General features: G+C 67.8%; 20 protein-coding genes. 12 read left to right on the top strand and 8 right to left on the bottom strand.

Annotated features, from left to right (window positions below; genetic code table 11):
• The first annotated feature begins 34 nt into the window (after positions 1 to 34).
• The 4 genes from AL3_RS15640 (at position 35) to AL3_RS15625 (ending at position 5,400) form a co-directional block, all read left to right on the top strand.
• Positions 35 to 2,101, top strand: coding sequence for a bifunctional rhamnulose-1-phosphate aldolase/short-chain dehydrogenase (locus AL3_RS15640; RefSeq protein ID WP_066302765.1), 2,067 nt, complete (start codon positions 35 to 37; stop codon positions 2,099 to 2,101).
• 33 nt (positions 2,102 to 2,134) lie between these two features.
• The gene (locus AL3_RS15635; protein WP_066302764.1) at positions 2,135 to 3,607 is read left to right on the top strand and encodes a rhamnulokinase; all 1,473 of its coding nucleotides are present in this window, start codon (positions 2,135 to 2,137) and stop codon (positions 3,605 to 3,607) included.
• A 122-nt stretch (positions 3,608 to 3,729) separates the two neighbouring features.
• The gene (locus tag AL3_RS15630) at positions 3,730 to 4,743 is read left to right on the top strand and encodes a LacI family DNA-binding transcriptional regulator (protein WP_066302763.1); all 1,014 of its coding nucleotides are present in this window, start codon (positions 3,730 to 3,732) and stop codon (positions 4,741 to 4,743) included.
• Between the two features lie 18 nt (positions 4,744 to 4,761).
• Complete coding sequence (locus AL3_RS15625) at positions 4,762 to 5,400, top strand: nucleoside/nucleotide kinase family protein (protein WP_066302762.1); 639 nt, start codon at positions 4,762 to 4,764, stop codon at positions 5,398 to 5,400.
• A gap of 23 nt (positions 5,401 to 5,423) precedes the next feature.
• Here the strand turns inward: AL3_RS15625 and yczR are convergent, their stop codons facing one another.
• Positions 5,424 to 6,833: a MocR-like transcription factor YczR gene (yczR, locus tag AL3_RS15620; RefSeq protein WP_066302760.1), complete on the bottom strand. Its 1,410-nt coding sequence runs from the start codon at positions 6,831 to 6,833 to the stop codon at positions 5,424 to 5,426.
• A gap of 62 nt (positions 6,834 to 6,895) precedes the next feature.
• On the opposite strand from yczR, the gene yczE reads away from it, so the two are divergent.
• Positions 6,896 to 7,525 (top strand): membrane protein YczE, encoded by a 630-nt coding sequence (gene yczE / locus AL3_RS15615; protein ID WP_066302759.1) that lies wholly within the window; start codon positions 6,896 to 6,898, stop codon positions 7,523 to 7,525.
• A gap of 107 nt (positions 7,526 to 7,632) precedes the next feature.
• On the opposite strand, the gene AL3_RS15610 is transcribed toward yczE, so the two are convergent.
• A complete protein-coding gene (locus AL3_RS15610; RefSeq protein ID WP_066302758.1) occupies positions 7,633 to 8,397 on the bottom strand; it encodes a PDC sensor domain-containing protein in 765 nt (254 codons plus the stop codon).
• Positions 8,394 to 9,182, bottom strand: coding sequence for a winged helix-turn-helix domain-containing protein (locus AL3_RS15605; RefSeq protein ID WP_066302755.1), 789 nt, complete (start codon positions 9,180 to 9,182; stop codon positions 8,394 to 8,396). The genes AL3_RS15610 and AL3_RS15605 overlap by 4 nt, the downstream gene beginning before the upstream one ends.
• A 167-nt stretch (positions 9,183 to 9,349) precedes the next feature.
• On the opposite strand from AL3_RS15605, the gene AL3_RS15600 reads away from it, so the two are divergent.
• The 4 genes from AL3_RS15600 (at position 9,350) to AL3_RS15585 (ending at position 13,614) form a co-directional block, all read left to right on the top strand.
• Positions 9,350 to 10,414 carry an ABC transporter ATP-binding protein gene (locus tag AL3_RS15600; RefSeq protein ID WP_246168392.1) on the top strand — a complete coding sequence of 355 codons (1,065 nt, stop codon included), beginning with the start codon at positions 9,350 to 9,352 and terminating at the stop codon, positions 10,412 to 10,414.
• Between the two features lie 115 nt (positions 10,415 to 10,529).
• Complete coding sequence (locus tag AL3_RS15595) at positions 10,530 to 11,729, top strand: extracellular solute-binding protein (RefSeq protein ID WP_066302754.1); 1,200 nt, start codon at positions 10,530 to 10,532, stop codon at positions 11,727 to 11,729.
• A gap of 145 nt (positions 11,730 to 11,874) precedes the next feature.
• Positions 11,875 to 12,801, top strand: coding sequence for an ABC transporter permease (locus tag AL3_RS15590; protein ID WP_083521815.1), 927 nt, complete (start codon positions 11,875 to 11,877; stop codon positions 12,799 to 12,801).
• Between the two features lie 9 nt (positions 12,802 to 12,810).
• Complete coding sequence (locus AL3_RS15585; RefSeq protein ID WP_066302753.1) at positions 12,811 to 13,614, top strand: ABC transporter permease; 804 nt, start codon at positions 12,811 to 12,813, stop codon at positions 13,612 to 13,614.
• Between the two features lie 3 nt (positions 13,615 to 13,617).
• Here AL3_RS15585 and AL3_RS15580 read toward each other — a convergent pair whose 3' ends face one another.
• Positions 13,618 to 14,079, bottom strand: a complete 462-nt coding sequence (locus tag AL3_RS15580) for a TetR family transcriptional regulator (protein WP_066302748.1) — start codon at positions 14,077 to 14,079, stop codon at positions 13,618 to 13,620.
• A gap of 124 nt (positions 14,080 to 14,203) precedes the next feature.
• Here AL3_RS15580 and AL3_RS15575 point away from each other — a divergent pair, with 124 nt between their 5' ends.
• The gene (locus AL3_RS15575) at positions 14,204 to 14,782 is read left to right on the top strand and encodes a GNAT family N-acetyltransferase (RefSeq protein ID WP_066302746.1); all 579 of its coding nucleotides are present in this window, start codon (positions 14,204 to 14,206) and stop codon (positions 14,780 to 14,782) included.
• A 70-nt stretch (positions 14,783 to 14,852) separates the two neighbouring features.
• Here AL3_RS15575 and AL3_RS15570 read toward each other — a convergent pair whose 3' ends face one another.
• The 4 genes from AL3_RS15570 to AL3_RS15555 form a co-directional block, all read right to left on the bottom strand.
• Positions 14,853 to 16,286, bottom strand: coding sequence for an MFS transporter (locus AL3_RS15570; RefSeq protein ID WP_066302744.1), 1,434 nt, complete (start codon positions 16,284 to 16,286; stop codon positions 14,853 to 14,855).
• A gap of 115 nt (positions 16,287 to 16,401) precedes the next feature.
• Positions 16,402 to 17,010, bottom strand: a complete 609-nt coding sequence (locus AL3_RS15565) for a TetR/AcrR family transcriptional regulator (RefSeq protein WP_066302812.1) — start codon at positions 17,008 to 17,010, stop codon at positions 16,402 to 16,404.
• 150 nt (positions 17,011 to 17,160) lie between these two features.
• On the bottom strand, positions 17,161 to 18,492 hold the full coding sequence (locus AL3_RS15560; protein WP_066302743.1) for an MFS transporter: 1,332 nt from the start codon (positions 18,490 to 18,492) through the stop codon (positions 17,161 to 17,163).
• A gap of 151 nt (positions 18,493 to 18,643) precedes the next feature.
• Entirely contained in the window at positions 18,644 to 19,828 is a 1,185-nt protein-coding gene (locus AL3_RS15555) for a helix-turn-helix domain-containing protein (RefSeq protein ID WP_083521814.1), read from the bottom strand.
• Between the two features lie 156 nt (positions 19,829 to 19,984).
• On the opposite strand from AL3_RS15555, the gene AL3_RS15550 reads away from it, so the two are divergent.
• Both AL3_RS15550 and AL3_RS15545 read left to right on the top strand, forming a co-directional pair.
• Positions 19,985 to 21,646, top strand: coding sequence for an amidohydrolase (locus AL3_RS15550; protein ID WP_174522152.1), 1,662 nt, complete (start codon positions 19,985 to 19,987; stop codon positions 21,644 to 21,646).
• A complete protein-coding gene (locus tag AL3_RS15545; protein ID WP_066302742.1) occupies positions 21,643 to 22,893 on the top strand; it encodes a M20 family metallo-hydrolase in 1,251 nt (416 codons plus the stop codon). Before AL3_RS15550 ends, AL3_RS15545 begins: the two co-directional genes overlap by 4 nt.
• Positions 22,894 to 22,927 lie beyond the last annotated feature (34 nt).

The following is a 22,927-nucleotide window of genomic DNA, read 5'->3' as shown; positions in this document are numbered from 1 at the left end:
ACAGATTTCGCCCACTCCACAAGGAGACCTCCGCATGAATGCCCACGCCAGCAACCTGACGACCGGTCCGCAGACCGCCGTCGCCGACCTCATCGCCCGCTCCAACCGGCTCGGTTCCGACCCGAAGAACACCAACTATGCCGGCGGCAACACCTCGGCCAAGGGCACCGCGGCGGATCCGGTGACCGGTGAAGACGTGGAGCTGCTGTGGGTTAAGGGCTCCGGCGGGGACCTCGGCACCCTCACCGAGAAGGGTCTCGCCGTGCTGCGCATGGACCGGGTGCGGGCACTGAAGGGTGTCTACCGCGGCGTGGAACACGAGGACGAGATGGTCGCAGCCTTTGACTACTGCCTGCACGGCAAGGGCGGCGCTGCGCCGTCGATCGACACCGCCATGCACGGACTCGTTGACGCCGCCCACGTAGACCATCTGCACCCGGATTCCGGCATCGCCGTCGCGACGGCGGCAGATGGCCGGGAACTCACCGCGAAGATCTTTGGCGACAAGGTGGTGTGGGTGCCCTGGCGCCGTCCAGGCTTTCAGCTGGGCCTGGACATCGCCGCGATCAAGGAGGCCAACCCCGCTGCCATCGGCACCATCCTGGGCGGGCACGGCATCACCGCCTGGGGCGGGACCAGCGACGAAGCCGAGGCGAACTCCCGGTGGATCATCGAGACAGCCGAGAACTACATCGCCGGGCATTCCAAGGCGGAACCTTTCGGCCCGGTGATGGCCGGATATGTTGCCCTCCCGGAGGCCGAGCGGCAGGCCAAAGCCGCCGCCCTCGCCCCGGCGATCCGCGGGCTGGCCTCGCAGGACCGCCCCCAGGTCGGCCATTTCATGGACGATCCGCGGGTCCTGGAGTTCCTCGCCGCCGCCGAGCACCCCCGGCTGGCCGCTCTGGGCACCTCCTGCCCGGATCACTTCCTGCGCACCAAGATCAAACCGCTGGTCCTGGATCTGCCGGCTGACGCACCGGTCCAGGACTGCATCGCCCGGCTAAAGGAGCTGCACGAGGCCTACCGCGCCGATTACCAGGCCTACTACGAGAGGCACGCCGACGACGCGTCCCCGGCCATGCGGGGTGCGGATCCAGCAATTGTGCTGGTGCCCGGCGTGGGCATGTTCTCCTGGGGCAAGGATAAGCAGACCGCACGGGTAGCCGGTGAGTTCTACCTCAACGCCATCAACGTGATGCGCGGCGCCGAAGGCATCTCCGCCTACGCTCCGATTGATGAGTCGGAAAAGTTCCGGATCGAATACTGGGCGCTGGAAGAAGCCAAGCTGGCCCGCATGCCCAAGCCGCGCAGCCATGCCACCCGCATCGCGCTGGTGACGGGCGCGGCGTCGGGCATCGGCAAGGCCATCGCCACCCGGCTGGCCGCGCAGGGCGCCTGCGTGGTCATCGCGGACCTGAACCTGGAGGCCGCCGAGCAGGTAGCCGCGGAGCTGGGCGGACCCGACACCGCCATCGGCGTCCGCGCCGACGTGACCGACGCCGGCCAGGTCGCCGCCGCGGTCGACGCCACGGTACTGGCCTTCGGCGGTATTGACCTCGTGGTGAACAACGCCGGCCTGTCCATCTCCAAGCCGCTGCTGGAAACCACGGAGAAGGACTGGGACCTGCAGCACGATGTGATGGCCAAGGGCTCCTTCCTGGTTTCCCAGGCTGCGGCGAAGGCCATGATCGCCCAGGAGATGGGCGGGGACATCCTCTACATCTCCTCGAAGAACTCCGTCTTCGCCGGCCCGAACAACATTGCCTACTCCGCCGTCAAGGCCGATCAGGCCCACCAGGTGCGCCTGCTGGCCGCTGAGCTGGGCGAGCACGGCATCAAGGTTAACGGCATCAACCCCGACGGCGTGGTCCGCGGCTCCGGTATCTTCGCCGGCGGCTGGGGTGCCAAGCGCGCCGCCGTGTACGGCGTCCCCGAGGATGAGCTGGGCAAGTTCTACGCCCAGCGCACCCTCCTCAAGCGCGAGGTGCTGCCGGAGAACGTTGCCAACGCAGCCGCCGTGCTGACCAGCTCCGACCTCTCCCACACCACCGGCCTGCACATCCCGGTCGACGCCGGCGTCGCTGCGGCGTTCCTGCGCTAAACGGCCCGGCGGGACAGCGAAAGGACACTAAAAGTGGCGACAGCGACAGCGGCAGCGGTGGCGGCCGTCGATCTTGGGGCGACCAGCGGCCGCGTCATCCTCGGCGGTATATCCGACGGCCGGATCCGGATGCGGCATGTGGCCCGCTTCCCCAACCAACCGGTCCGGCTGCACGAGGGAGACGGGCCCGGCCTGCACTGGAACATCACCGAGCTCTACCGGTCCCTGTCCGCCGGGCTCGCCCAGGCGTTTCGGGAGGAACCCGGCGTCTGTTCCATCGGCGTCGACTCCTGGGCAGTGGACTACGGGCTGCTGCGCGGCGGAAAGCTGCTTGGTCTGCCCTACCATTACCGGGACGAACGCACTGCGGCCGGGGTGCAGGCAGTGCACGCGGCCGTACCCCCGGAGGAGCTCTACTCCCGCAGCGGGCTGCAGCATCTGCCGTTCAATACGGTGTTCCAGCTGGCCGTGGACAGGCAGCGCGGTGATCTGGCAATGGCGGAACGGGCGCTGCTGGTCCCTGACCTGATCGCCTACTGGCTCACCGGCCGGCAGGTGACCGAGGAGACCAACGCAGCGACCACAGGACTGCTGGATGCCCGCACCCGGCAGTGGGACACCGAACTGATGGCCCGGCTCGGACTGGCTAACGGCCTCTTCGCCCCGCTGGTTGCTCCCGGCGCCCGGATCGGCGGCCTGCTGCCCGCGGTGGCCGCCGAACTGGGTGCCCCGGCCGGAGTGCCGGTCACCGCCGTAGGCTCGCACGACACTGCCTCCGCCGTCGTCGCGGTGCCTTTCGCCGATGAGGACGCCGCGTTCATTTCCTCCGGCACCTGGTCCCTGGTCGGCGTGGAGCTGCCCACCCCGGTGCTCACCGCCGAAAGCCACGCCGCCAACTTCACCAACGAGGGCGGTGTGGATGGCCGGATCCGCTACTTGAAGAACGTTTCCGGGCTGTGGCTGCTCTCCGAGTCCATCCGCACCTGGGACGGGCCGGGCGCCACGGATGCCCAGCACACCAGCAACCTGGCCGAGCTGATCAGCCATGCGGCGGCCGTCACCGCCCCGGTACCGGTGTTCGATGTGCAGGACGAGCGTTTCACGACGCCCGGTGACATGCCGGCCCGGATCACCGCATGGTGTGAGGAGCGCGGACTGCGTCCGCCCCGCGGCCGGGCCGAAATGGTCCGCTCCATCCTGGAGTCGCTGGCGGCCGCCTACGCGGACGTCATCGAGCAGATCGAGCGGCTCACCGGACGCAGCATCCGCACCGTACACGTGGTGGGCGGCGGATCGCAGAACACGCTGCTTTGCCAGCTCACCGCCAACCGGACCGGACGCACGGTCTTCGCCGGGCCGGTGGAGGCCACTGCGATCGGCAACGTGCTGGTCCAGGCCCGGGCCGCAGGCTTGGTTTCCGGCGGGTTGGAGGAGCTGCGCCGCCTGGTTGCCCGCACCTTCGAACCGGTCCGCTACGAGCCGCGGGCCGCCGCGCGCCTGTCATAACCGGCGGCGCGCCGGTCTTCCAAAGGACATGCTGCTTACAATGAGACCCTGTCCCGCGGGCCCGGCCCGCAGATGACGGCGCCAGGAGAAGCGGACCTCGTCCGGACGGAAGTGAAGAGAGCATGGCCAGATTCCCGGTGAGCATCAAGGACGTCGCGCGGGAAGCCCAGGTATCGATTGGCACCGTCTCCAACGTGATCAACCGGCCCGAGGTGGTCTCAGCAGACCGCCGGCGCCGGGTGCTGAAGGCCATCGACGAACTGGGATACGTCCGCAACGACGTCGCACGGCAGCTGAAGGCCGGCCGCTCCAGGACCCTCGGGCTGGTGGTGCAGGACACCGGCAACCCTTTCTACAACGAAATCGCCCGGGGCGCCGAAGCCGCTGCGGACGACCTCGGCCAGGCAGTGATCGTCGGCAATTCCGGGCTCTCCCGCAGCCGGGAAGAGGTCTACCTGGACCTGTTCGAGGAACAGCGGGTGCGCGGGGTGCTCATCACGCCCCAGTCCGATGACCGGCGGCGGATCGACCGGCTGCGCTCACGCGGCACCCCGGTGGTGCTGGTGGATGAGCAGGCTCCCGCCTCCCAGTACTGTTCCCTGGCCGTGGACGACGTCGAAGGCGGCCGGATGGCCGTCGCGCACCTGCTGGCCGGCGGAGCCCGGAAAATCACCTTCGTGGGAGGTCCGGCGTCCCTGCACCAGGTGGTCGACCGGCAGGCAGGGGCCCGGGCCGCCGTCGACGCCGTGCCCGGTGCGTCGCTGGACGTCGCCGGGACCACGGCCCTGACGGTGCTGGAGGGCCGGCGCGTGGGCGAGGAACTGCTCCGCCGGCCGGCCGCCGAACGCCCCGGAGGCGTGTTCGCGGCCAATGATCTGCTGGCGATCGGGCTGCTGCAGGCGTTCGTCTTCGACCACCGGATCCGGGTTCCCCAGGACATCTCCCTGATCGGCTACGACGACATCGATTTTGCGCCCTCCGCCATTGTTCCGCTGTCCTCCATCCGCCAGCCGGCGCGGCTCATCGGGCGTACGGCGGTGGAGCTGCTGGAGGATGAGCTGGCCGAGGACCATCACCACCGTCACGTCACCTTCCAGCCGGAGCTGGTGGTGCGGGCCTCGACGGACGTTTCCTAGGCTGCGGAGGGGCGAAGCATGCAGATCCTCGACCGCACCCTGGACCAGCTCATCGCCGAGGCCCGGACGCTCGCTGCCGGTCCCCGCCGCATCCTCGGCATCACCGGGCCGCCCGGCGCGGGAAAATCCACGCTCGCCGCTGCCCTGGCCGCGGCGCTGGGACCGGACCTCGCCGTCGTTGTGTCCATGGATGGCTTCCACCTGGCAAACCGGGTGCTGGAGAACCTGGGCCGGAGGGACAGCAAGGGGGCCATCGACACGTTCGACGACGACGGCTTCGCTGCCCTGCTCCACCGGCTGAAGCGGCAGGACTCCGGCGGACGGATCATCTACTCGCCTGACTTCGACCGCGCCCTCGAGGAGCCGATCGGCTCCGCGGTGCCGGTGAAGCCCTCCGTTGCGCTGATCATCACGGAGGGAAACTATCTGCTGCAGGACAGCGGTGCGTGGCCGGAAGTGCGGGAGCAGCTCGACGCCGTCTGGTACCTCTCGCTGGCAGAACCAACCCGGGTTGCCCGGCTGGCTGCACGGCACGCAGCCTTTGGGAAATCCCCGGCGGAGGCCCGGCGCTGGGCAGAGGGAAGCGACCAGTTGAACGCGGATCTGATCGCCGCCCGCGCCCATACTGCAGACGCCGTGGTGAAGCTGGTTCAGTAGCCGGCAGCCCGCGGTTCCGGCCGTCAGACCACTGCGGGCTGGTACGACGGCGTCGCCGGGCTTTCGCCCAGCCCTGACCAGGCGTCCGCCAGCACTTCCACGGCCCGGGTGGTTTCGGGCGCTCCGTAGCTGATCGGCAGCCGGAGGAACCGTTCAAACACACCGTCGCTGCCAAAAACCGGGCCGGCGGCCAGCAGGAGTCCGCGGGAGCGGGCCGCCAGGGTCAGCTGCGAACTGACCGGGCGGCCGATGTTCACCCAGGTGCTCAGCCCGCCGGAAATTCGGGGCACGTCCCATTCCGGCAGCGCGGCCGCCAGCAGGGATTCGAGCCGGTCCCGGCCGGCCTGCAGCAGCTCGCGCCGCCCCGCCAGGATCTCCGTATACCGGGCCAGGACCTGGACCGCCACCAGCTGCTCCAGCACCGGTGTGCCCAGATCGTTGGCAAACCGGGCCTGCACCAGCCGGGTGATGAGGTCCGGTTCGGCCCGGATCCAACCGATCCGCAGCCCGCCCCAGACGGTTTTGCCCAGGGACCCCACCAGCACGGCCGGGCCGTGGACGGCCAGCGGGGACACTGGTCCGGGGGAATCAATCTCCAGCTCAGCCATCGTTTCATCCGCCACGACCACCGTTCCGGCCTGCGCGGCGAGCTCCAGCAGCATGTGACGCACCGCCGGCTGCATCACCGCGCCGGTGGGATTGTGGAAGTCCGGCATCACGTAGGCCATGGCCGGCCGTGAGCGCCGGAAAGCCTGTTCCAGACCTTCGGTGTCCCAGCCGTCGCGCGGTGTGACGGCCACCGGCACGATCCGTCCGCCAGCTGCGCGGATGGCTTCCGCTCCGTGCGGATAGGTCGGGGATTCCAGCAGCGCGGTGTCCCCGCGTTCGAGCAGCACCCGCGACAGCAGCGCCACCGCATGCTGCGCACCGATGGTCACCATGACCTGCCCGGGGTCAGTGGGCAGGCCGCGCAGCGCATAGCGTTCCGCGATGGCTGTGCGGAGGGCGGGCAGGCCCACGGGATCGTAGCCGGGCTCCGTGAGCAGTCCGGGGAGCTGGTCCAGGGCCGCCGCCGCGGCGCCGGCCAGCTGGGGTGCGGCCGGCAGGGCGGCTTTGCTGAGGTCCAGGGTATCGGGGCCGGCCAACGGCGTGGAGGCCGCGGGCACCCCCGGAATCCGCACCACACTGCCGGATCCCCGCAGGCTTTCCAGGTAACCGGTATCCCGCAGCCTGGCATAGGCGGCGCTGACCGTTGTGCGGGAAAGCTGAAGGCGGCCGGAGAGCTCGCGTTCGGCCGGCAGCCTGGCACCGACCGGCAGCCGGCCGTCCAGGATGAGCAGCCGGATACGCTCCGCCAGATCCGAATACGCCGGACCACTGGCGCGCCAGGCACCGAGCATACCCGCCAAGCGATTTGCTCCCAGGATCAACATCAGGCCAGCCTATGCCAATTGGCATCTTGATATAAGACCAATTCAACGATTGGCTTGAGGCTATGACGTGGATTTTTGCCCGCCGGGTGGCACAGTTGCTGATTGGCCTTTTTCTGTACGGTTTTGCCATCGGCATGATGGTCCGCGCGGGAATCGGCGTCTCCCCGTGGGATGTCCTGGGTCAGGGCACCAGCCTCCAGTCCGGAATCCCCTTCGGCTGGGTGACCAACCTGATTGGCCTGGCCGTCCTGCTGCTGTGGATCCCGATCCGGCAAAAGCCCGGGGTGGGAACGGTGCTGAACGTCCTGCTCATCGGGCCCAGCGCGGAAGTGGGCCTGGCGGTGGTGCCGGCCCCGTCAGAGTTTTGGGCCCAGGCCCTCCTGTTCGCCGGCGGCCTCGTTCTGCTGGCCGTGGCGACCGGGCTCTACATCGGCGCCCGGATGGGCCCGGGCCCGCGGGACGGGCTGATGACCGGACTGCATGCACGGTTCGGCTGGCCGCTGTGGGCAGTGCGCAGCGGGATCGAGATCGCTGTCCTGGCCACCGGGTGGGCACTCGGCGGACCGGTGGGCCTGGGCACCGTGGCCTTTGCCCTGCTGATTGGCCCGCTGGTCAGCCGGACGCTTCCGTTCTTTCACATTCCGGAGGTGCCCGGCAGGGCGCCGGAGCCCCGCCCGGTCGCCGGCGGCTAAGGCCGGCCCCGCTATCCGGCCCCGCTATCCGGCCCCGCTATCCGGCCCCTCCAACCGGCCCCGCCGGCCGGGTTGGCTCCCGGGTTAGCCCAGGGTTGGCTCCCGGGTTAGGCCAGGGGGTGCGGGATCGCCACGGCCAGGGGCAGCCGGCCGCAGGCATGCACCGCAGCCCGGTGCCCGGCATATTCAGCCCCCCGCAGTTCCATCTGCAGGGGATCCTGCGCCTGCCGCCAGTCCCCGACCAGCAGGCGGCCGGCTGCCAGCTGCGGGTCCGCTGAGACCACCACCCGCCCCACCCGGTTCACCAGCGACGCCTCTCCGTGCAGCTGCCGCAGGCCCGGAAGCAGGACCTCTTCGAGGGATTCCACGAAAACGTCCGCGCCGACGACGCCAACCACCGTCCCTGCCACACTGACCGGAGAGGTCAGGGTCACGGTGTATTCATCGGTGCAGATGAAGTCCACATAGGGTCCGGTGATGTGGCTGGCACCGGTTTCCACGGGAACGGTGAACCACTCGCGGCGCGAATAGGCCTCCCCCATCGATTCAATCGAGGTCAGCATCTGCACCTCCTTGCTGCGCCCCTGCCACCAGGCCATGTGCCAGGCTGCGTCCCCGACGGCGCCATGCGCGGCAACGAATCCGCCGCCGGCCAGCGGGTGGCGGGTACTGCCCAGGAGATCGGCGGCCAGGGGTTCGACGACGGCGTCCACGTCCCGCCGCGACGGTGGCGCCGCGGGGTCGGCGAACAGGGCCTCGATCCGTGGCTTCCAGGCTTCGAGGAGTTCCAGGACCTCCTCGAAGAAGCTGCCCAGGGCAGCGGCGGGAGCGGCTGCCGGGGATATCGGGGATTCACTGCGGGAAATGCTCATGCTTTCCTCCAGGCGGGTGCGGGGGGTGATTTCTCTGCCGTAGTGAGGTCGGCGGAGGTGGAAAGGCGGGTGTGTTCATCAATGAGCCAGGCCACGGAGGCCTGGACGTATTCGCGGACCAGTGCACGGGAGGCGGAAGCATCCGCCTCCGCCACGGCGGCACAGATCCGGCGGCACAGACTCACCATGGCGGCATCATAGGCTGCGTCGGCATGGGCCAGCCCGAGCAGTGAACCGTAGTCCGTGTGCAGCCGGACATATTCCCTGGTCAGCCGCGCGGACTGGCTCAGCGCAGCGAGCTCCAGCAGGAAGTCTCCCACAGCTCGGTTGCCGCGGCCCGGCGCTTCGAGCAGGTGCGCGAGGGCCTCAACATCCTCAGTGTCCGCTGCGTCGGCCGCCAGCTCCGCGGCGGTGGCGGCAATTGCGGCGTAGTGAATCGCCAGGTCCCGCAGCTCCACCCGGCTCATGGCGGCGAGCCGGCGGCGGACCAGCTCCATCCGGTCGCCGGAGGGCAGCGTAACAAAGGTGCCGCCGTCGCGTCCCCGGCGGGTTTCCACCAGGCCGCGCGTCCGGAGTCCGGCCAGTGCTTCACGCGCCGTTACGGTGGCCACGCCCATCGATGCGGCCATCTCCATCTCGGTGGGGAGCCTGTCTCCGTCCAGCAGCGCACCCGCCGAAATCCCCTGAATGATGCGCTCTTCGACGCGGCTGGCCTTCCCGGCGTCGCCGAGCGGCGCGAAGACGGCGGTGAGGAGGCGTTTCTGCGGAGCGGTGTTCTGGGGCATGTTCACGATCTTTCCAGCTTGGCGGAGTGCCGGGCGCCAAAAGCCCTGGCCGCGCATCCGTAACAAGAAATTTACCTGAAGTGACGGAAATTACATATAACATCTGGTTTCATAGCTTTACTACTTGTTGCGCTTCCGCGCTTCCTGCTGAAGTGAAAGGACTTTCCGTGCCAGCCAGCACAGCACCCATCTCCCCCACCGTCGAGGACCATGCGTCCTCAGGCACCGCGATCAGCCTGTCCCGGGTGACCAAGAGCTTCGGCGATTTCTCCGCGGTCAAGGACCTGGACCTGGACATCCGCTCGGGTGAGTTCTTCTCCCTGCTGGGGCCCTCCGGGTCCGGCAAGACCACCGTGCTGCGCATGGTGGCCGGCTTTGAACCGGTGACCAGCGGCCATATCTACCTCCACGGCTCCGATGTCACCGGTAAGGCTCCGTTCGAGCGGAACGTGAACACCGTGTTCCAGGACTACGCGCTGTTTCCACACCTGACCGTTGCCCAGAACGTCGGCTATGGACTGAAGCTGCGCAAGACTCCGCGGGCGGAACGTGTGCGCCGCGTGGCCGAGGCACTGGAGATGGTCCGCCTGCCGCAGGTCGCGGACCGGTTGCCTTCCCAACTGTCCGGCGGCCAGCGCCAGCGCATCGCCCTGGCCCGGGCCTTGATACTGCGCCCGCAGGTCCTGCTGCTGGATGAGCCGCTCGGGGCACTGGACAAGCAGCTGCGTGAGCAGATGCAGATCGAGCTCAAGCAGATCCAGCGCGAAGTTGGCATCACCTTCGTCTTCGTAACCCACGACCAGGAAGAGGCACTAACCCTCTCAGACCGCGTCGCCGTGTTTAACGACGGCGGCATCGAGCAGGTCGGCAGCCCGGAAGACCTGTACGAGCGTCCGGCCACCCGGTTCGTGGCGACCTTCCTGGGCAGCACCAACCTGGTCGAGGGCACCCTCGCCAAGCGGCTCACAGGCAGCGATGCACTGGTGAGCATCCGCCCGGAACGGATCCACATCGCCGCTCCGGGAAGCCTGGCTCCGGACGGCTTCTCCACCGTCTCCGCCCGGATTGAAGAAATCGTCTACACCGGCCCCACCACCCGGTACGTGGCCACCACGGAAACCGGGGACCGGCTGATCGTCCAGGAGCAGAACGATTCCCGGGCCACCGCCTGCGGCCGCGGCGACGCCGTCGAACTCCAGTGGCCTTCCCGCTTTAACTTCGCCGTCAGTTAGTACAACCGTCAGTTAGTCATACCGCCCAGTGGTTTCACCTCCACCTCAGACCCAGCCAGCCACCACCGGCTTCCAGCACCACGTTTCACCCGCACCCACTATGAAAGGTTCTCCCATGAAGATCACCAAGGCACTGCCGTTGGCAGCCCTCGCCTCACTCTCGCTGGTTTTGGCCGGCTGCGGCGGCGGCGCCGCCTCCGATTCGTCCTCGACCGGCATCCAGGTTCCGGACCTGCCCATGGCCAGCGAGGTCGGCGAAAGCGAAGGCCAGGTCAACATCATCGCCTGGGCCGGCTTCGTGGAGGACGGCTCCACCAATCCCGACGCCGACTGGGTCAGCGCCTTCGAAGCAGAGACAAAATGCCAGGTGAACCGCAAGGTCGGCGCCACCTCCGATGAGATGGTCCAGCTCATGCGCAGCGGCGAATACGATCTGGTCTCCGCCTCCGGCGACGCATCGCTCCGCCTGATTGCCGGCGGCGACGTTGCCCCGATCAACACGGAACTCATTCCGAACTTCGGCAACATCGTCGAAGGGCTCAAGGGCCAGGTCTATGACACGCTGAACGGCCAGAGCTACGGCGTACCGATCGGCCGCGGCGCCAACGTGCTGATGTACAACACCGAGCACGTTGCGCAGGCCCCGGATTCCTGGGCCCCGCTGTGGGAAGAGGACAGTGAGTACGCCGGAAAGACCATGGCCTACGATTCCCCGATCTACATTGCCGACGCCGCCGTGTACCTGATGGCCACGCAGCCGGACCTGGGCATCACCAACCCGTACGCGCTGGACGCCGACCAGCTCGCTGCCGCCGTCGACCTGCTCAAGACCCAGAACGGCATGGTGGGCGAGTACTGGAACGACGCACTCAAGGCCGTCAGCTCCATCTCCTCCGGCACCGCCCACATGGGTACCGGCTGGCAGGTCATCGTGAACCTGGCGCAGGGCGACGGCGCCACCGTCGAGTCCGTGCTGCCGAAGGAAGGCGCCACCGGCTGGTCCGACACCTGGATGATCGCTGCTGAGGCCAAGAACCCGAACTGCGCCTACAAGTGGATGGACTACGCCTCCTCCGCCGAGGTGAACGCCCAGATTTCGCAGAACTTCGGCATGGCTCCCGCCAACGCCCTCGCCTGTGAAGGATCCGAAGCCAACGCGGCTCACTGCGAGACCTTCTTCGCCACGGACGAGGAGTACTACAAGCAGGTTTGGATGTGGACCACCCCGGTGGAGCAGTGCGTTGACGGCCGTACGGACGCCACCTGCACCAACTACCAGGACTGGACCAAGGCCTGGACCGAGATCAAGGGCTAGCACCACCGAAGCCCTGCGTACCGGTGGGCGGCGGCCCGAACAGCCGCCGCCCACCGGCCAGACCCCTCACAGCCGCGCACGCGGCCCTACGTCCCACAGATCCGGCCACAGAGGAGAATCGGCGGAGCATCCGCCGGAAAGCGCCATGGCAGTAACCGAACGAACCCCACCCCCATCCGCTCCCGATGCGCCCCCGGCGCCGCCCCGGAACAGCCTGGGCGACCGCGTCTCCCGCCTGCTCTACGCCCGGCCCAGGGCCCGGCTGACCGGGCTGCTCCTGCTGCCGCTGACCTGGCTGGGTGTGCTCTACATCGGGTCACTGATCCTGCTGTTCATCACCGCTTTCTGGACGACGGACAGCTTCACGTCAAAGGTCATCCCGGCGTTCACGCTGGAGAACTTCACTGAAATCCTCACCGTCCCCGCCTACCAGCAGACCGCCCTGCGGACCATCGGGATTGCCCTGGCCGTGACCGTGCTCTGCGCCGCGCTCGCGCTGCCGCTGGGCCTCTACATGGCGAAGGTCGCTTCCCCGCGGATGCGCGCCGTTTTCGCCATCGGCATCACGCTGCCGCTGTGGGCCGGGTACCTGGTCAAGGTCTTCTCCTGGCGGATCACGTTCTCCTCCGGCGGGCCGCTGGACTGGCTGCTGGCCCCGCTGGGCATGTCCGGCCCGGGTTACGGCACCGCCGCGCTGATCATCACCCTGGCCTATCTCTGGTTCCCGTACATGGCCGTGCCGGTCTACAACGCCTTCCGGCAGATCCCGGACAGTCTCTTCGACGCCTCCGCTGACCTCGGTGCCAAGGCCTGGTCCACGGTGTGGACCGTGGCAGTGCCGCTGCTGAAACCTGCCTTTGTGGCGGGGTCCATCTTCACGTTCTCGCTGAGCCTGGGCGACTACATCGCCGCCCAGTTCGTGGGCGGCAAGACCCAGGTGATCGGCACCGTGATCGCCTCCAACATCAACCTCAACCCGCCGCTCGCCGCAGCCTTCGGCACCGTGCCGATCATCGTCGTCGTGCTTTACCTGTTCCTGGCCCGCAAGTCCGGCGCCCTGAAGCAACTGTAGGAGACTGCCATGAGGCTTTCCGCTTCCGCCAAGATCACCCTCCGCGTTTTCGCCGGACTGGTGATGGCCGCGATCTACCTGCCGCTGCTGCTGGTCATCGCCAACTCGTTCAACGCAACCACCTCCGGGGCGTTTCCGATTAAGGAGTTCACCACCCGCTGGTGGGTCGCCGCCTGGCATAACGACGGCGTCCGCGAGGCACTGTGGACCTCGCTGAAGGTCGCGTCCGTCGCCACGGTGATCGCCCTGCTGCTGGGCACCATGGTCGCGTTCGCCCTGTCCCGGTACGACTTCTTCGGCAAAAACACGATCAACCTGCTGGTGGTGCTGCCCATCGCACTGCCCGGCATCGTCACCGGCGTCGCCCTGAACAACACGTTCAAGACCGTGCTGGAACCGCTCGGCATCGGGCTGGGGCTGTTCTCGGTGATCGTGGGCCATGCGACATTCTGCATCGTGATGGTGTTCAACAACGTGCAGGCCCGGCTGGGCCGGATGAACCGCGGCCTGGAGGAAGCGGCCATGGACATGGGTGCCAACGTGGTGAAAACCTTCTTCGGCGTGACGTTCCCGGGCTTCCGCTCGGCGTTCGTGGCGGGCGGCCTGCTCGCCTTCGCGCTCAGCTTCGACGAAGTGGTGGTCACCACCTTCACCGCTCCCCCGGGCACCGAAACCCTGCCGATCTGGATCTTCAACAACATGGCCCGGCCCAACCAGGCCCCGGTGGTCAACGTAATTGCCGCGGTGCTGATCCTGCTCTCAATGATCCCGGTTTATCTTTCCCAGCGCCTCAACGGCGACGACAAGAAGTAGCCGCTAGCGGGTGGCGGCGCACTCCGGCAGGAGCTCCGTCATCCGCTCGTCGCTGAGCCGGGACAGTGCGGTGAGCAGGTTGGTGATCCGGTCCCGTTCGGCCCGGGTGAAGCGGCTGGAGTCCAGGATGTCGCTGACCCACAGTCCGTCCATGGCCAGCCGGATAACGACGCCGATGATGCCGGCCGGGTCCCGCGGGCCCAGGTTCGCCTCGTCCAGCCGGCGGTTGAGGTACAGCAGGGATTCCGCCAGGTTGGGACGCCCGACGGCGGTGGCCAGCAGGGCTGCCTGATCCATCGAGCTGTTGGCCCGGACATCAGAAAAAGCCTTGATGTAGGCCCGCTCCTGGGCGCCCACCGGATCCGGGTCCGCATCGGCCAGGTCCCCCAGCCGGTGGACCAGCCCCACGATCATTTCCTCGACGTCCTGCTCAATCTCGGTAATGGACGCTCCAGCGGCAAACATGGGTTCTCTTTTCTTTGGCTGCTGCATCGGCACCGGGCAGTCCGTCTGCCACGGTGAACCGGCTAGTCTAGCCCGTTCCACGGGGTTTCTCAGCTTCGCTGCTGTTCCGGAGTAGGGTGTGCGCATGGCTATCCAGGTCCGCCCCGCCACCGACTTCGACGACACGGCTGCCGTCCTGGGTCCCAGGTCTCCGGACGCCAACGTCTGCTGGTGCCTGAGTTACCGCCTGACGGCGTCCAAGGAAAACCAGGCGCTGGTGCGGACGGCGCGGGGCGAACGGGTCCGGGAGCTGGTCCGGGAAGACCCGCCGCCGGGAGTCCTGGCGTACGACGGCGGCGAGCCGGTGGGCTGGGCTGCCATCCATCCGCGGTCGGATACCTCCTTTGCCAAGAGCCGGAAGATACCGCACGTCGACGACGCCGCGGTGTGGTCCCTGTGGTGCATCCGGGTCCGTCCCGGACACCGGGGCCAGGGTATTTCCCATGCCCTGGTGGCCGGAGCCGTGGACTTTGCCCGGGCCGCCGGGGCGCCAGCCGTGGAAGCCTACCCGGTGGATAACCGCGGCGCGAAAGTCGATCTCACCATGGCCTACGTGGGCACCCGCAGCCTCTTCGAAGCGGCCGGGTTCACCAAGGCTGCGCAGACAACGTCCGTCCTGAACGGGTTCCCCCGCGTCCTGATGCGGCTGGACCTGAATATCTGACCTGCGGCATCTGATTCGCCCAGCTGGCCGGCCAGCTGGCGGTGTCACCAGCCTGTGCCGCCAACCGGCGTCACCCGGGTATTGCCGGGGCAGCGTTCTCCCGCGGCCAGGCCAGGGCCGCGAGGCAGGCCGCGGCAGCGACAGCCGCAGCGAACCAGTAGCCTGCTGCGAAGACCTCAAACTGCGGGATCAGCAGCCCGGCCGCAATACTTGAAACCGCGGAGACTCCGGCGGCGGCACCGAACTCATGGAAGGTGCTCAGCGCCCCGGAGGCAACTCCCGCCTCCTGCGGCTGCACTACCGAGAACAGGCTGCCGGCGGCGGCGACGAACACGGCGCCGATGCCGAACCCGGCCACGCTGGTGGCCACAATGAGCACCGTCATGGAGAAGATCCCTGCGGCCGCTGCCAGTCCGGTGCCCGCGATCAGCAGGCCGGCCACGGAGACGGCGCGGATTCCCCAGCCTGGCAGCACCCGTCCGGCCAGGTTGGAGCCGAGGATGGTCCCGAGCGCCACGGGGAGGAAGGCCAGTCCGGTCTCCAGCGCCGTGAATCCGTGCAGGTTCTGCAGTACGAAGGAGCCCAGGAAGAACACCGAGATCATCAGCGCCGTGGCTACGAAGATCAGGCCAAGGCCGCGGAGCACCGGACGCCGCCGGAGCATCGCCGGGTCAACCAGCGGTGCGGCAGCCCGCCGGATCCGCTGCCAGAACAGCACGTAGCCGATCAGGCCGGCAGCCGCCGGGAGAAGGGTCTGGGCGCTGGCCCAGCCGTAATCGCCCGCGGAGACCAGTCCGTAGACCACCCCTGCCGTCGCTGCGGTCACCAGGGCTGCCCCCACAACGTCGAGACGGCCACCGGAACCCGGCAGCGGCTTGATCCACCGCGCCAGGCACACCAGCAGCACCAATCCCACCGGGACGTTGATGAAGAACACCCAGGGCCAGCCGGGACCCGCCGTCAGCACTCCGCCAAAGAGCACACCCAGGGCCGCCCCCGCTCCGCCGAGGGCGGACCAGACACCGAGCGCACGGGCCAGTTCATCCCCGGTGAAGGTCCGGGCGATCACCGAAAGTGCCGCCGGCGACATCGCTGCGGCCCCCACCCCCTGCAGCGTCCGCGCAGTCAACAGGACTTCCGGTCCCGCCGCCAGTCCCGCGAGCAGCGACGCCGCGGTGAACAGGCCCAGACCGGCCAGCACCACCCTGCGGGGGCCCAGGATGTCAGCAGCCTTTCCGCCCAGCAGCATCAGCCCGCCGAACACCAGGGCGTAAATGCTCGCGACCCACGCCAGTCCGGCCCGGTCCAGGCCCAGGTCGGCCTGCATGGCCGGCAGCGCGACGGCAACAACCGTGACATCCACGATCAGCATCAGCTGCGCTACGCCCAGCAGCCACAATGTCCGCCAGCGCCGGGGAGAGCCAGCCGCGGCCGGCTCGGCGGCCGCCGGGCCCGGCCCTGCATTGGTCCCCGAATTTCGCTCTGAGTTATCGAAGGACTGCATCTCAAACACCCTCTCAGCATGCTGGACTGTGATGCACGGTCCAACGTAACTCGAACAGGGGTGTTCAACAAGAGGTTTCCGGAAGACCGGCGCCGTGTGGTTCCGGCAGGCAAGGCTAACCGGCAAGCGCAGCGAGGACCGTGCTGCGCACCAGCTCCGGCGCCTCATCCGCCGTGATCTCAGCGCGGTGCACGGCAGCGGAAGCGCCGTGCAGGACGGCCTGAATCACACTGATCTGCCATTCGATGGGCATGTCAGCCCGGAAACTTCCGTCGATGCGTCCGCGTTCAAGCAGCAGCCGGACCCGCTCGGCCGGCTGGTCATGGGCCCGCCTGATCTCTTCCGGCGGTAGCGTGCCGGAAGCCGCCACCACCAGGGCACCGAAGCGGTGGGTCAGCTGCCAGCTCATTTCCAGCAGCCGCCCAAGCGCCCCGCGGGGATCGCCGTCGAAATCAGCTCCGGCGAGCGAGGTATCGGTCTGCGCGATAGCGCGGTCAACCACCTCACGGACCAGCTCCGACCGGGTGGCGAAATGGCCGTAGAGCGTCACCCGGCCAACCCCGGCCGCCTTCGCGATCTCACTCACGCTGGCATCCGGATCGACGGCCAGCAGGCGGGTTGCCGCCTCAACAATGGCCTCGATGTTCCGGCGCGCGTCGGCACGCTTCCGGTCATCCGCCCCGGCTCCCGCGGGCGCGCCCGGGGCGGTCCCAGCTCCAGACATCCGGATACCTCCCAGCATGGACGTTTATGGAACATGCTAACCGGACCGCCAGCCACCGGCCGGGCATGGGAAAGGCCGGCAGGAACTGCATGGGGGGACAGTTCCTGCCGGCCGGATTTTGAGCGCTTCCCGGCGCCGGTTCAGCTGGTTTTAGTCAGCGGCAACGATCCGCTTGTCCTGCACCCGGAGGCGTTCGCCCAGGAAACCGCCCACCGCGGTGATCAGTGCAATAAGCACGAGGATCAGCGCCGCGCCCCAGGACTGGTTGCCGGAGAAGCCAAGCATGGCGGTTGCCAGCAGCGGCATAAACCCGCTGGTGGCGCCGGCGATGTTGTAGCCAAGGGCCACACCGGAGTACCGCAGTTTCGGCGGGAACAGTTCAGTCAGCAGCGCTCCGTTGACCGCGTACGCCACTGCGATCAGGACAATGCCCAGCGTGATTGCCAGCGTGATCATCAGGGGGGACTTGGTGTCCACCATCGCGAAGATCGGGAACGAGGCCGCGGCGGTGAGGATGCCGCCCCACATGGTGACCTTGCCCGGACCGATCTTCTCGGCCAGCCGGCCCATTGCAACGGTTACGAAGATCTGGGCAACGGCAGCAATCAGCGTGGCATTGACCATCACCTGGCGGTCAACGCCCAGGGTGTTGGAGCCGTAGCTGACGATGAAGGTGGTGATCATGTAGAAGCCGCCCACACCGAGCAGTGCAGCCATCACAGCGACGACCAGGCGGCCGCCGGCGTTGCGGAACACATCCAGGGCCGGAACCTTGGCCGTTTCTTCCTGCGCCAGCAGGTCCTTGAAGATCGGGGATTCCTCAACCCTCACGCGGATCCAAAGGGCAACCAGCAGCAGCGGGAAGGCCATCAGGAAGGGAATGCGCCAGCCCCAGGCATCAAAGGTCTCGGAGGGGAACAGGAGCACCAGCGAGAACGCTCCGGCTGAAAGCAGGGTGCCAACGGGGGAACCAACCTGGACCAGTGCAGCGAAGCGCCCGCGCTTCTCCACCGGCGCGTGCTCGATCGCCATGGTCACGGCGCCGCCCCATTCGCCGCCGACGGCGAGGCCCTGCACCAGGCGCAGGACGGCCAGGAGAATCGGAGCGGCAAGACCGATGGTGCCGAAGTCCGGCAGGAAGCCGATGAGGCCGGTGGCGATGCCGATCATCACGATGGTTGCCAGCAGGGCGGGCCGGCGGCCATAGCGGTCACCGATGTAGCCGAAGAGGACCGCGCCGATGGGCCGGGCAGCGAAGCCAACACCGAAGGTGGCGAAGGAGGCCAGCAGCGCAGCCGTGGGGTCCATGGTGGTGAAGAAGAGCCGGTTGAAGACCAGCGCCGCGGCAGTGCCAAAGAGGTAGTAGTCGTACCATTCCAGGGCGGTGCCGACGAAGGACGCCCGGGCAATGGTGCCCGCGTCCTTTCCGGAGATGGTCACGGGCGCGCCGCGTTCCCCCGGTTTAGTGTTGGTTTCAGTCACGAGTGGTGCCTTTCAAGGTGGCCGCTGCCGCAGTCAAGGAATGGAAATGGCTGCTGGGCCGGCTGTGGGAGGTCTCTTCCTGAGCGTAGTCAGGCGGCATTTCCACAAACAATGACAAATTTCACCCACCTTTCACCCAAAGTTTGGGCATTTAAACAGTGCGGGGAAATTCCGGGAGCGAGCTGAGCGCTATCAGGGCCTTCGCCGCCTGACCCGGGACCGCCAGGTCCAGGCCAATGACCTGCTGAAGTGAATGCAGCCGGTTCACCACGGTATTGCGGTGGCAGTACAGTTCCTCGGCGGTCTCCTTGATGGAACCGGTCCGGGCATAGCTTTCCGCCACCTGCAGCAGGCGCTGGCGTTCATGTTCGGTGCAGCGGGCCATCGCCTCATGCACCGCGGCACAGAACCCGGGAAGGGTTTGTTCCAGGAGGTCAGCGGCGATGCGCATCCAGGCCTCATCCATGGTCTGCAGGCCGGATGCACCGCTCCGCGCCAGCACGAGGGCCGAGGCCGCGGCTCCGGGAACCGCCGCCAGCCCGGCGACGTCCTGCACGTACCCGGCAGGGAACGGCGGCGGTTCGTCAAGCCAGGCATGGCCCCGGCGCTGGACCCTGAACACATAGAGGACGCCCGCACGGTCATAGGAGTGGCACCGGCGGTCATTCAGGAAGGCCCGCTGGGCCGCCGGAACGGCGTCCCCAATGACGGCTATCACTTCAAAGACGTCGAGGGGTTTGACCCCTACGCCGGCGCAGATGTCCTCGATATCCTTGCCGGATTTCGGTTCCCCGGTAAACAGGCGGGAGATCAGCCGCTGGCGGTAAAGCTGTTTGTCCCGTGCCAGGAGGGCCTCAGCCTCAACAAAGGACTGCTGAATGCTGGAGACATAACCTTCCACCACATCCATCACCCGGTCCATGTTGGAGACCAGCACCGTCACACCGTCCCCGTCTGCCACGCGTTCCAGGCCTTTCCACAGCACCCGGAAATCGTTGCGGACCGCCTCGAGGAAGGAGTGCAGGGGCACTCCCTGGGCCGCCCGCCGGGCAGCAACCTCACGCGGCAGGTTCCGCAGATCCGGGGGGAGTTCAAAGCCCGCCATCTGGTACAGGAACATGTCCATGGTGTCCACGGCGGTTTGGTAGACATCTTCCGGCGGAACCCGGGCGTCGTCGTAGGAGACTGCTTCGAACCGGCTGAGGAAATCGCTCACCAGGGTATCCCGCTGGACCCAGAGCCGCTGGATGAGGTCCTCCCACTGCTGGCCGCCGGAAGGCTCACGCGGGAGGCTGCGGGTGGACGGAACGAAGGCCGTTCCGGGAGTTTCAGTCATGCGGTCACTTTATGAAAATGCATAATCCAATCCCTAATTTTGGCGGCTAATGTCCATTGAGTGAGACATTTAGCCATAGTTGAATGGTTTTGGCTCGAACTGCACTGCCTCTTTACCCGCTTCCTCTCCGGGGGCGGCATCAACTGCTAGGAATTCATGCTCGCCGACCTGATGATCACCAATGCCCGCGTCCTGACGCAGGATCCGCACCGGCCCACAGCACACACCCTGGTGATTCACGGCGGCCGGGTCCTCGCCGTCGATCCCGATCTGGAGATCCCGGCCCGGGCGGTCCTGGATGCCGGCGGCCTGACGGTGGTGCCCGGGTTCAATGACGTGCACAGCCACAGCGTGTGGTTCGGCTTGGGCCTGATGGAAACCGCGCTGGGAGCCGTCCGGTCCCTCGAGGAGGTGTACGCCGCCGTCGGCCTGGCAGCCGCAGACCTGGAGCCCGATCAGTGGGTCATCGCCTCCGGCTTCAGCCCCCTCCTGCTCGGCGGCGCCCAGCCGGACAGGGACCGGCTGGACGAGGCCTCCGGCGGCCGTCCGGTCTGGATCAAGCACTCCTCCGGCCACGCCTGCACGCTCAACGGTGCGGCCCTGGCACTGGTTTCCCGGTCCGCGGACCTGGACGCGGCGGTCGACGGCGGTGTGGTGGCCAGGGACCCGGCGGGCCGGCCCACCGGGCTGCTGGAGGAAAACGCCATGCGCCTGGTCCAGGACCTGATGCTCCCCTACCCGCTCGAGACCATCGAGCGTGCCCTCGAGCTGGCCACCAGCCACTACCTCACCGAGGGCATTACCAGCGTGACCGACGCCGGAATCGCCGGCGGCTGGATCGGCCATTCACCCCGCGAATTCGCCGCTTACCAGTCGGCCCGGGACAAGGGCCTGCTCAAGGTCCGGATGCAGCCCATGCTGGTCCTGGACGCCCTGCGCCAGCTTCCCGGCCACGCCGACGATCCCGACGGCCTGGGCCTGGACACCGGGATCCGCTCCGGACTCGGCGACGAATGGCTGCGCCTTGGACCGGTCAAGATTTTCAGCGACGGATCCCTGCTGGGCAGCACCGCCTACATGTCCGAGGACTACGTCGGCTGCACGCACAATCACGGCTACCTGCAGATGGACGCGGCGCAGCTGCGGAGTTCGGCGCTGGCCGCCTACCGGGCCGGCTGGCCGATCGCCATGCATGCGATTGGGGACGCCGCAGTGGACCACGCGATTTCAATCATCACCGAGGCGCAGGAGACCTACGGCGCCAACTGTTTCCCCAACCGGATTGAACACGGCGGTGTGGTCCGGCCTGAGCAGCTGGACCGCATTGCCGACGCCGGAATCGTGCTGGTCCCGCAGCCGCACTTCATCACCGAGTTCGGCGACGGTATGGCGGAGCTGCTCGGACCGGAGCGCACCGCGTGGTCCTATCCGGCCGCCAGCGTCCTCAACCGCGGAGCCGTGCTCCCCGGCAGCTCGGACCGGCCGGTTTCCAACGGCCGCCCGCTGGACGTGATGCAGTCCTTCGTCGAACGGCTCACGCCCTCGGGAACTGTCTACGGCCCGGGCGAGCGGCTGACCGCCGGCCAGGCGCTCGCCGCGTACACCACCGGATCCGCCGCAGCCACCGGAACGGACATGGAAAAGGGACAGCTCTCCCCCGGGCTGCTCGCGGACCTGGTCTTCCTGGACCAGGATCCCACCGCCGTCGAACCCGGCCGCATCAGCGCAACCGTGGTGCTGGGCACCATGGTGGGCGGAGAGCTACGCTACCGGCATCCAGATTTCCACCCCACCCACAGCGCGAAGGAAACCCCATGAGCACCTCGAACACCGGCTTCCTCGCCGATTTCACCGTGATGTCCAGCTTTGGAGCCACACCGGGCGGCGGAGTGGACCGGCAGGCCGGCACCCCGGAGGACCACGCCACCCGCTCCTGGTTCAGCACCTGGCTCGCCGGGCACGGACTGCGCGAAGCCGTGGACGCGGCCGGCAACCAGTTTGGCCTGGCTGAACTGGTGCCCGGCGCACCGTGGGTGCTGCTCGGATCCCACCTGGACTCCCAGCCGCTGGCCGGCCGGTACGACGGCGCGTACGGGGTGCTGGCTGCCGCCCACGCCGTCGTGCGGGCCGCGGCCGCCGCGGAGGCCGGCGAGTTCACGCCGGTGTTCAACCTTGCCGTCGTGAACTGGTTCAATGAGGAAGGCAGCCGGTTCACGCCCAGCATGATGGGCAGCGGTGTCTTCACCGGCAAGCTCCCGCTGGAAACTGCGCTGGCTACACAGGACCTGGCCGGAGCCACGGTGGCTGAAGCCCTGGCCGCCGGCTCTCCGGCGTCGGACTCCGCACCCTGGCTTGGCAGCATTGCCCGCTACGCGGAGATCCACATTGAGCAGGGGAAAATCCTGGAGGAGCAGAACATCCAGGTCGGACTCGTGGACCGCACCTGGGCCGCGGCCAAGTACCTGGTGACCGTGGACGGGGACCAGTCGCACACCGGCTCCACCCGGATGCCGGACCGCCGCGACGCACTGTACGGTGCGGCGCTGGTGATCGCGGCCGCGCGGGAACTGACTGAGGAGTTTGAGCCCGGCCAGCTGCACAGCTCCGTTTCGCAGCTGCAGGTCCTGCCGAACTCGCCGGTGACCATCGCGCGCCAGACGGTCATGAACCTGGACCTGCGCTCCCCCGACGAATCCGTGCTGGCACGCGCCATGGACCTGTTGGGCAAGCGCATTGCCGAGGCGGAGGCCCGCTCGCGGACCGAGGTGTCCCTGGCCCTGACCCACCAGTGGGGGCTGAACCCCTACTCACCGGCCGGCGTACGGCTGGGCCGCGCCGCGGCCGAAGCCCTGGGCTTCAGCCACATGGACATCATGACCGTGGCCGGGCACGACTCCACCAACCTCAAGGACCACGTGCCCACGGTGATGCTCTTTGTTCCCAGCGTGGACGGCATCTCGCACAATGAAGCGGAGTTCACCCGGGACGAGGACGCCGTGCGCGGCGTCGAGCTCCTCACCGAGGTCACCCGCCGGCTGGTGCGCGGTGACGCTGTGGAGGACTAGCCCTCACCTGCCGCCGCCCGGGGTTCCCGGCGTA

This window comes from Arthrobacter luteolus NBRC 107841, assembly GCF_001552075.1.
GTDB lineage: Bacteria > Actinomycetota > Actinomycetes > Actinomycetales > Micrococcaceae > Arthrobacter_B > Arthrobacter_B luteolus.
The sequence above is the reverse complement of the archived record's forward strand: the minus strand, read 5'-3'. Positions and strand labels throughout refer to the sequence as shown.

Excerpts from the sequence above, each read along its gene's own strand:
- AL3_RS15555 (WP_083521814.1), bottom strand. The coding sequence starts at position 19,828 with ATGACTGAAACTCCCGGAACGGCCTTCGTTCCGTCCACCCGCAGCCTC.
- AL3_RS15580 (WP_066302748.1), bottom strand. The coding sequence starts at position 14,079 with ATGTTTGCCGCTGGAGCGTCCATTACCGAGATTGAGCAGGACGTCGAG.
- AL3_RS15585 (WP_066302753.1), top strand. The coding sequence starts at position 12,811 with ATGAGGCTTTCCGCTTCCGCCAAGATCACCCTCCGCGTTTTCGCCGGA.
- AL3_RS15625 (WP_066302762.1), top strand. The coding sequence starts at position 4,762 with ATGCAGATCCTCGACCGCACCCTGGACCAGCTCATCGCCGAGGCCCGG.
- AL3_RS15565 (WP_066302812.1), bottom strand. The coding sequence starts at position 17,010 with ATGTCTGGAGCTGGGACCGCCCCGGGCGCGCCCGCGGGAGCCGGGGCG.
- AL3_RS15550 (WP_174522152.1), top strand. The coding sequence starts at position 19,985 with ATGCTCGCCGACCTGATGATCACCAATGCCCGCGTCCTGACGCAGGAT.
- AL3_RS15605 (WP_066302755.1), bottom strand. The coding sequence starts at position 9,182 with ATGCCCCAGAACACCGCTCCGCAGAAACGCCTCCTCACCGCCGTCTTC.
- yczR (WP_066302760.1), bottom strand. The coding sequence starts at position 6,833 with ATGTTGATCCTGGGAGCAAATCGCTTGGCGGGTATGCTCGGTGCCTGG.
- AL3_RS15640 (WP_066302765.1), top strand. The coding sequence starts at position 35 with ATGAATGCCCACGCCAGCAACCTGACGACCGGTCCGCAGACCGCCGTC.
- yczE (WP_066302759.1), top strand. The coding sequence starts at position 6,896 with ATGACGTGGATTTTTGCCCGCCGGGTGGCACAGTTGCTGATTGGCCTT.
- AL3_RS15590 (WP_083521815.1), top strand. The coding sequence starts at position 11,875 with ATGGCAGTAACCGAACGAACCCCACCCCCATCCGCTCCCGATGCGCCC.
- AL3_RS15575 (WP_066302746.1), top strand. The coding sequence starts at position 14,204 with ATGGCTATCCAGGTCCGCCCCGCCACCGACTTCGACGACACGGCTGCC.
- AL3_RS15610 (WP_066302758.1), bottom strand. The coding sequence starts at position 8,397 with ATGAGCATTTCCCGCAGTGAATCCCCGATATCCCCGGCAGCCGCTCCC.
- AL3_RS15595 (WP_066302754.1), top strand. The coding sequence starts at position 10,530 with ATGAAGATCACCAAGGCACTGCCGTTGGCAGCCCTCGCCTCACTCTCG.
- AL3_RS15570 (WP_066302744.1), bottom strand. The coding sequence starts at position 16,286 with ATGCAGTCCTTCGATAACTCAGAGCGAAATTCGGGGACCAATGCAGGG.
- AL3_RS15545 (WP_066302742.1), top strand. The coding sequence starts at position 21,643 with ATGAGCACCTCGAACACCGGCTTCCTCGCCGATTTCACCGTGATGTCC.
- AL3_RS15630 (WP_066302763.1), top strand. The coding sequence starts at position 3,730 with ATGGCCAGATTCCCGGTGAGCATCAAGGACGTCGCGCGGGAAGCCCAG.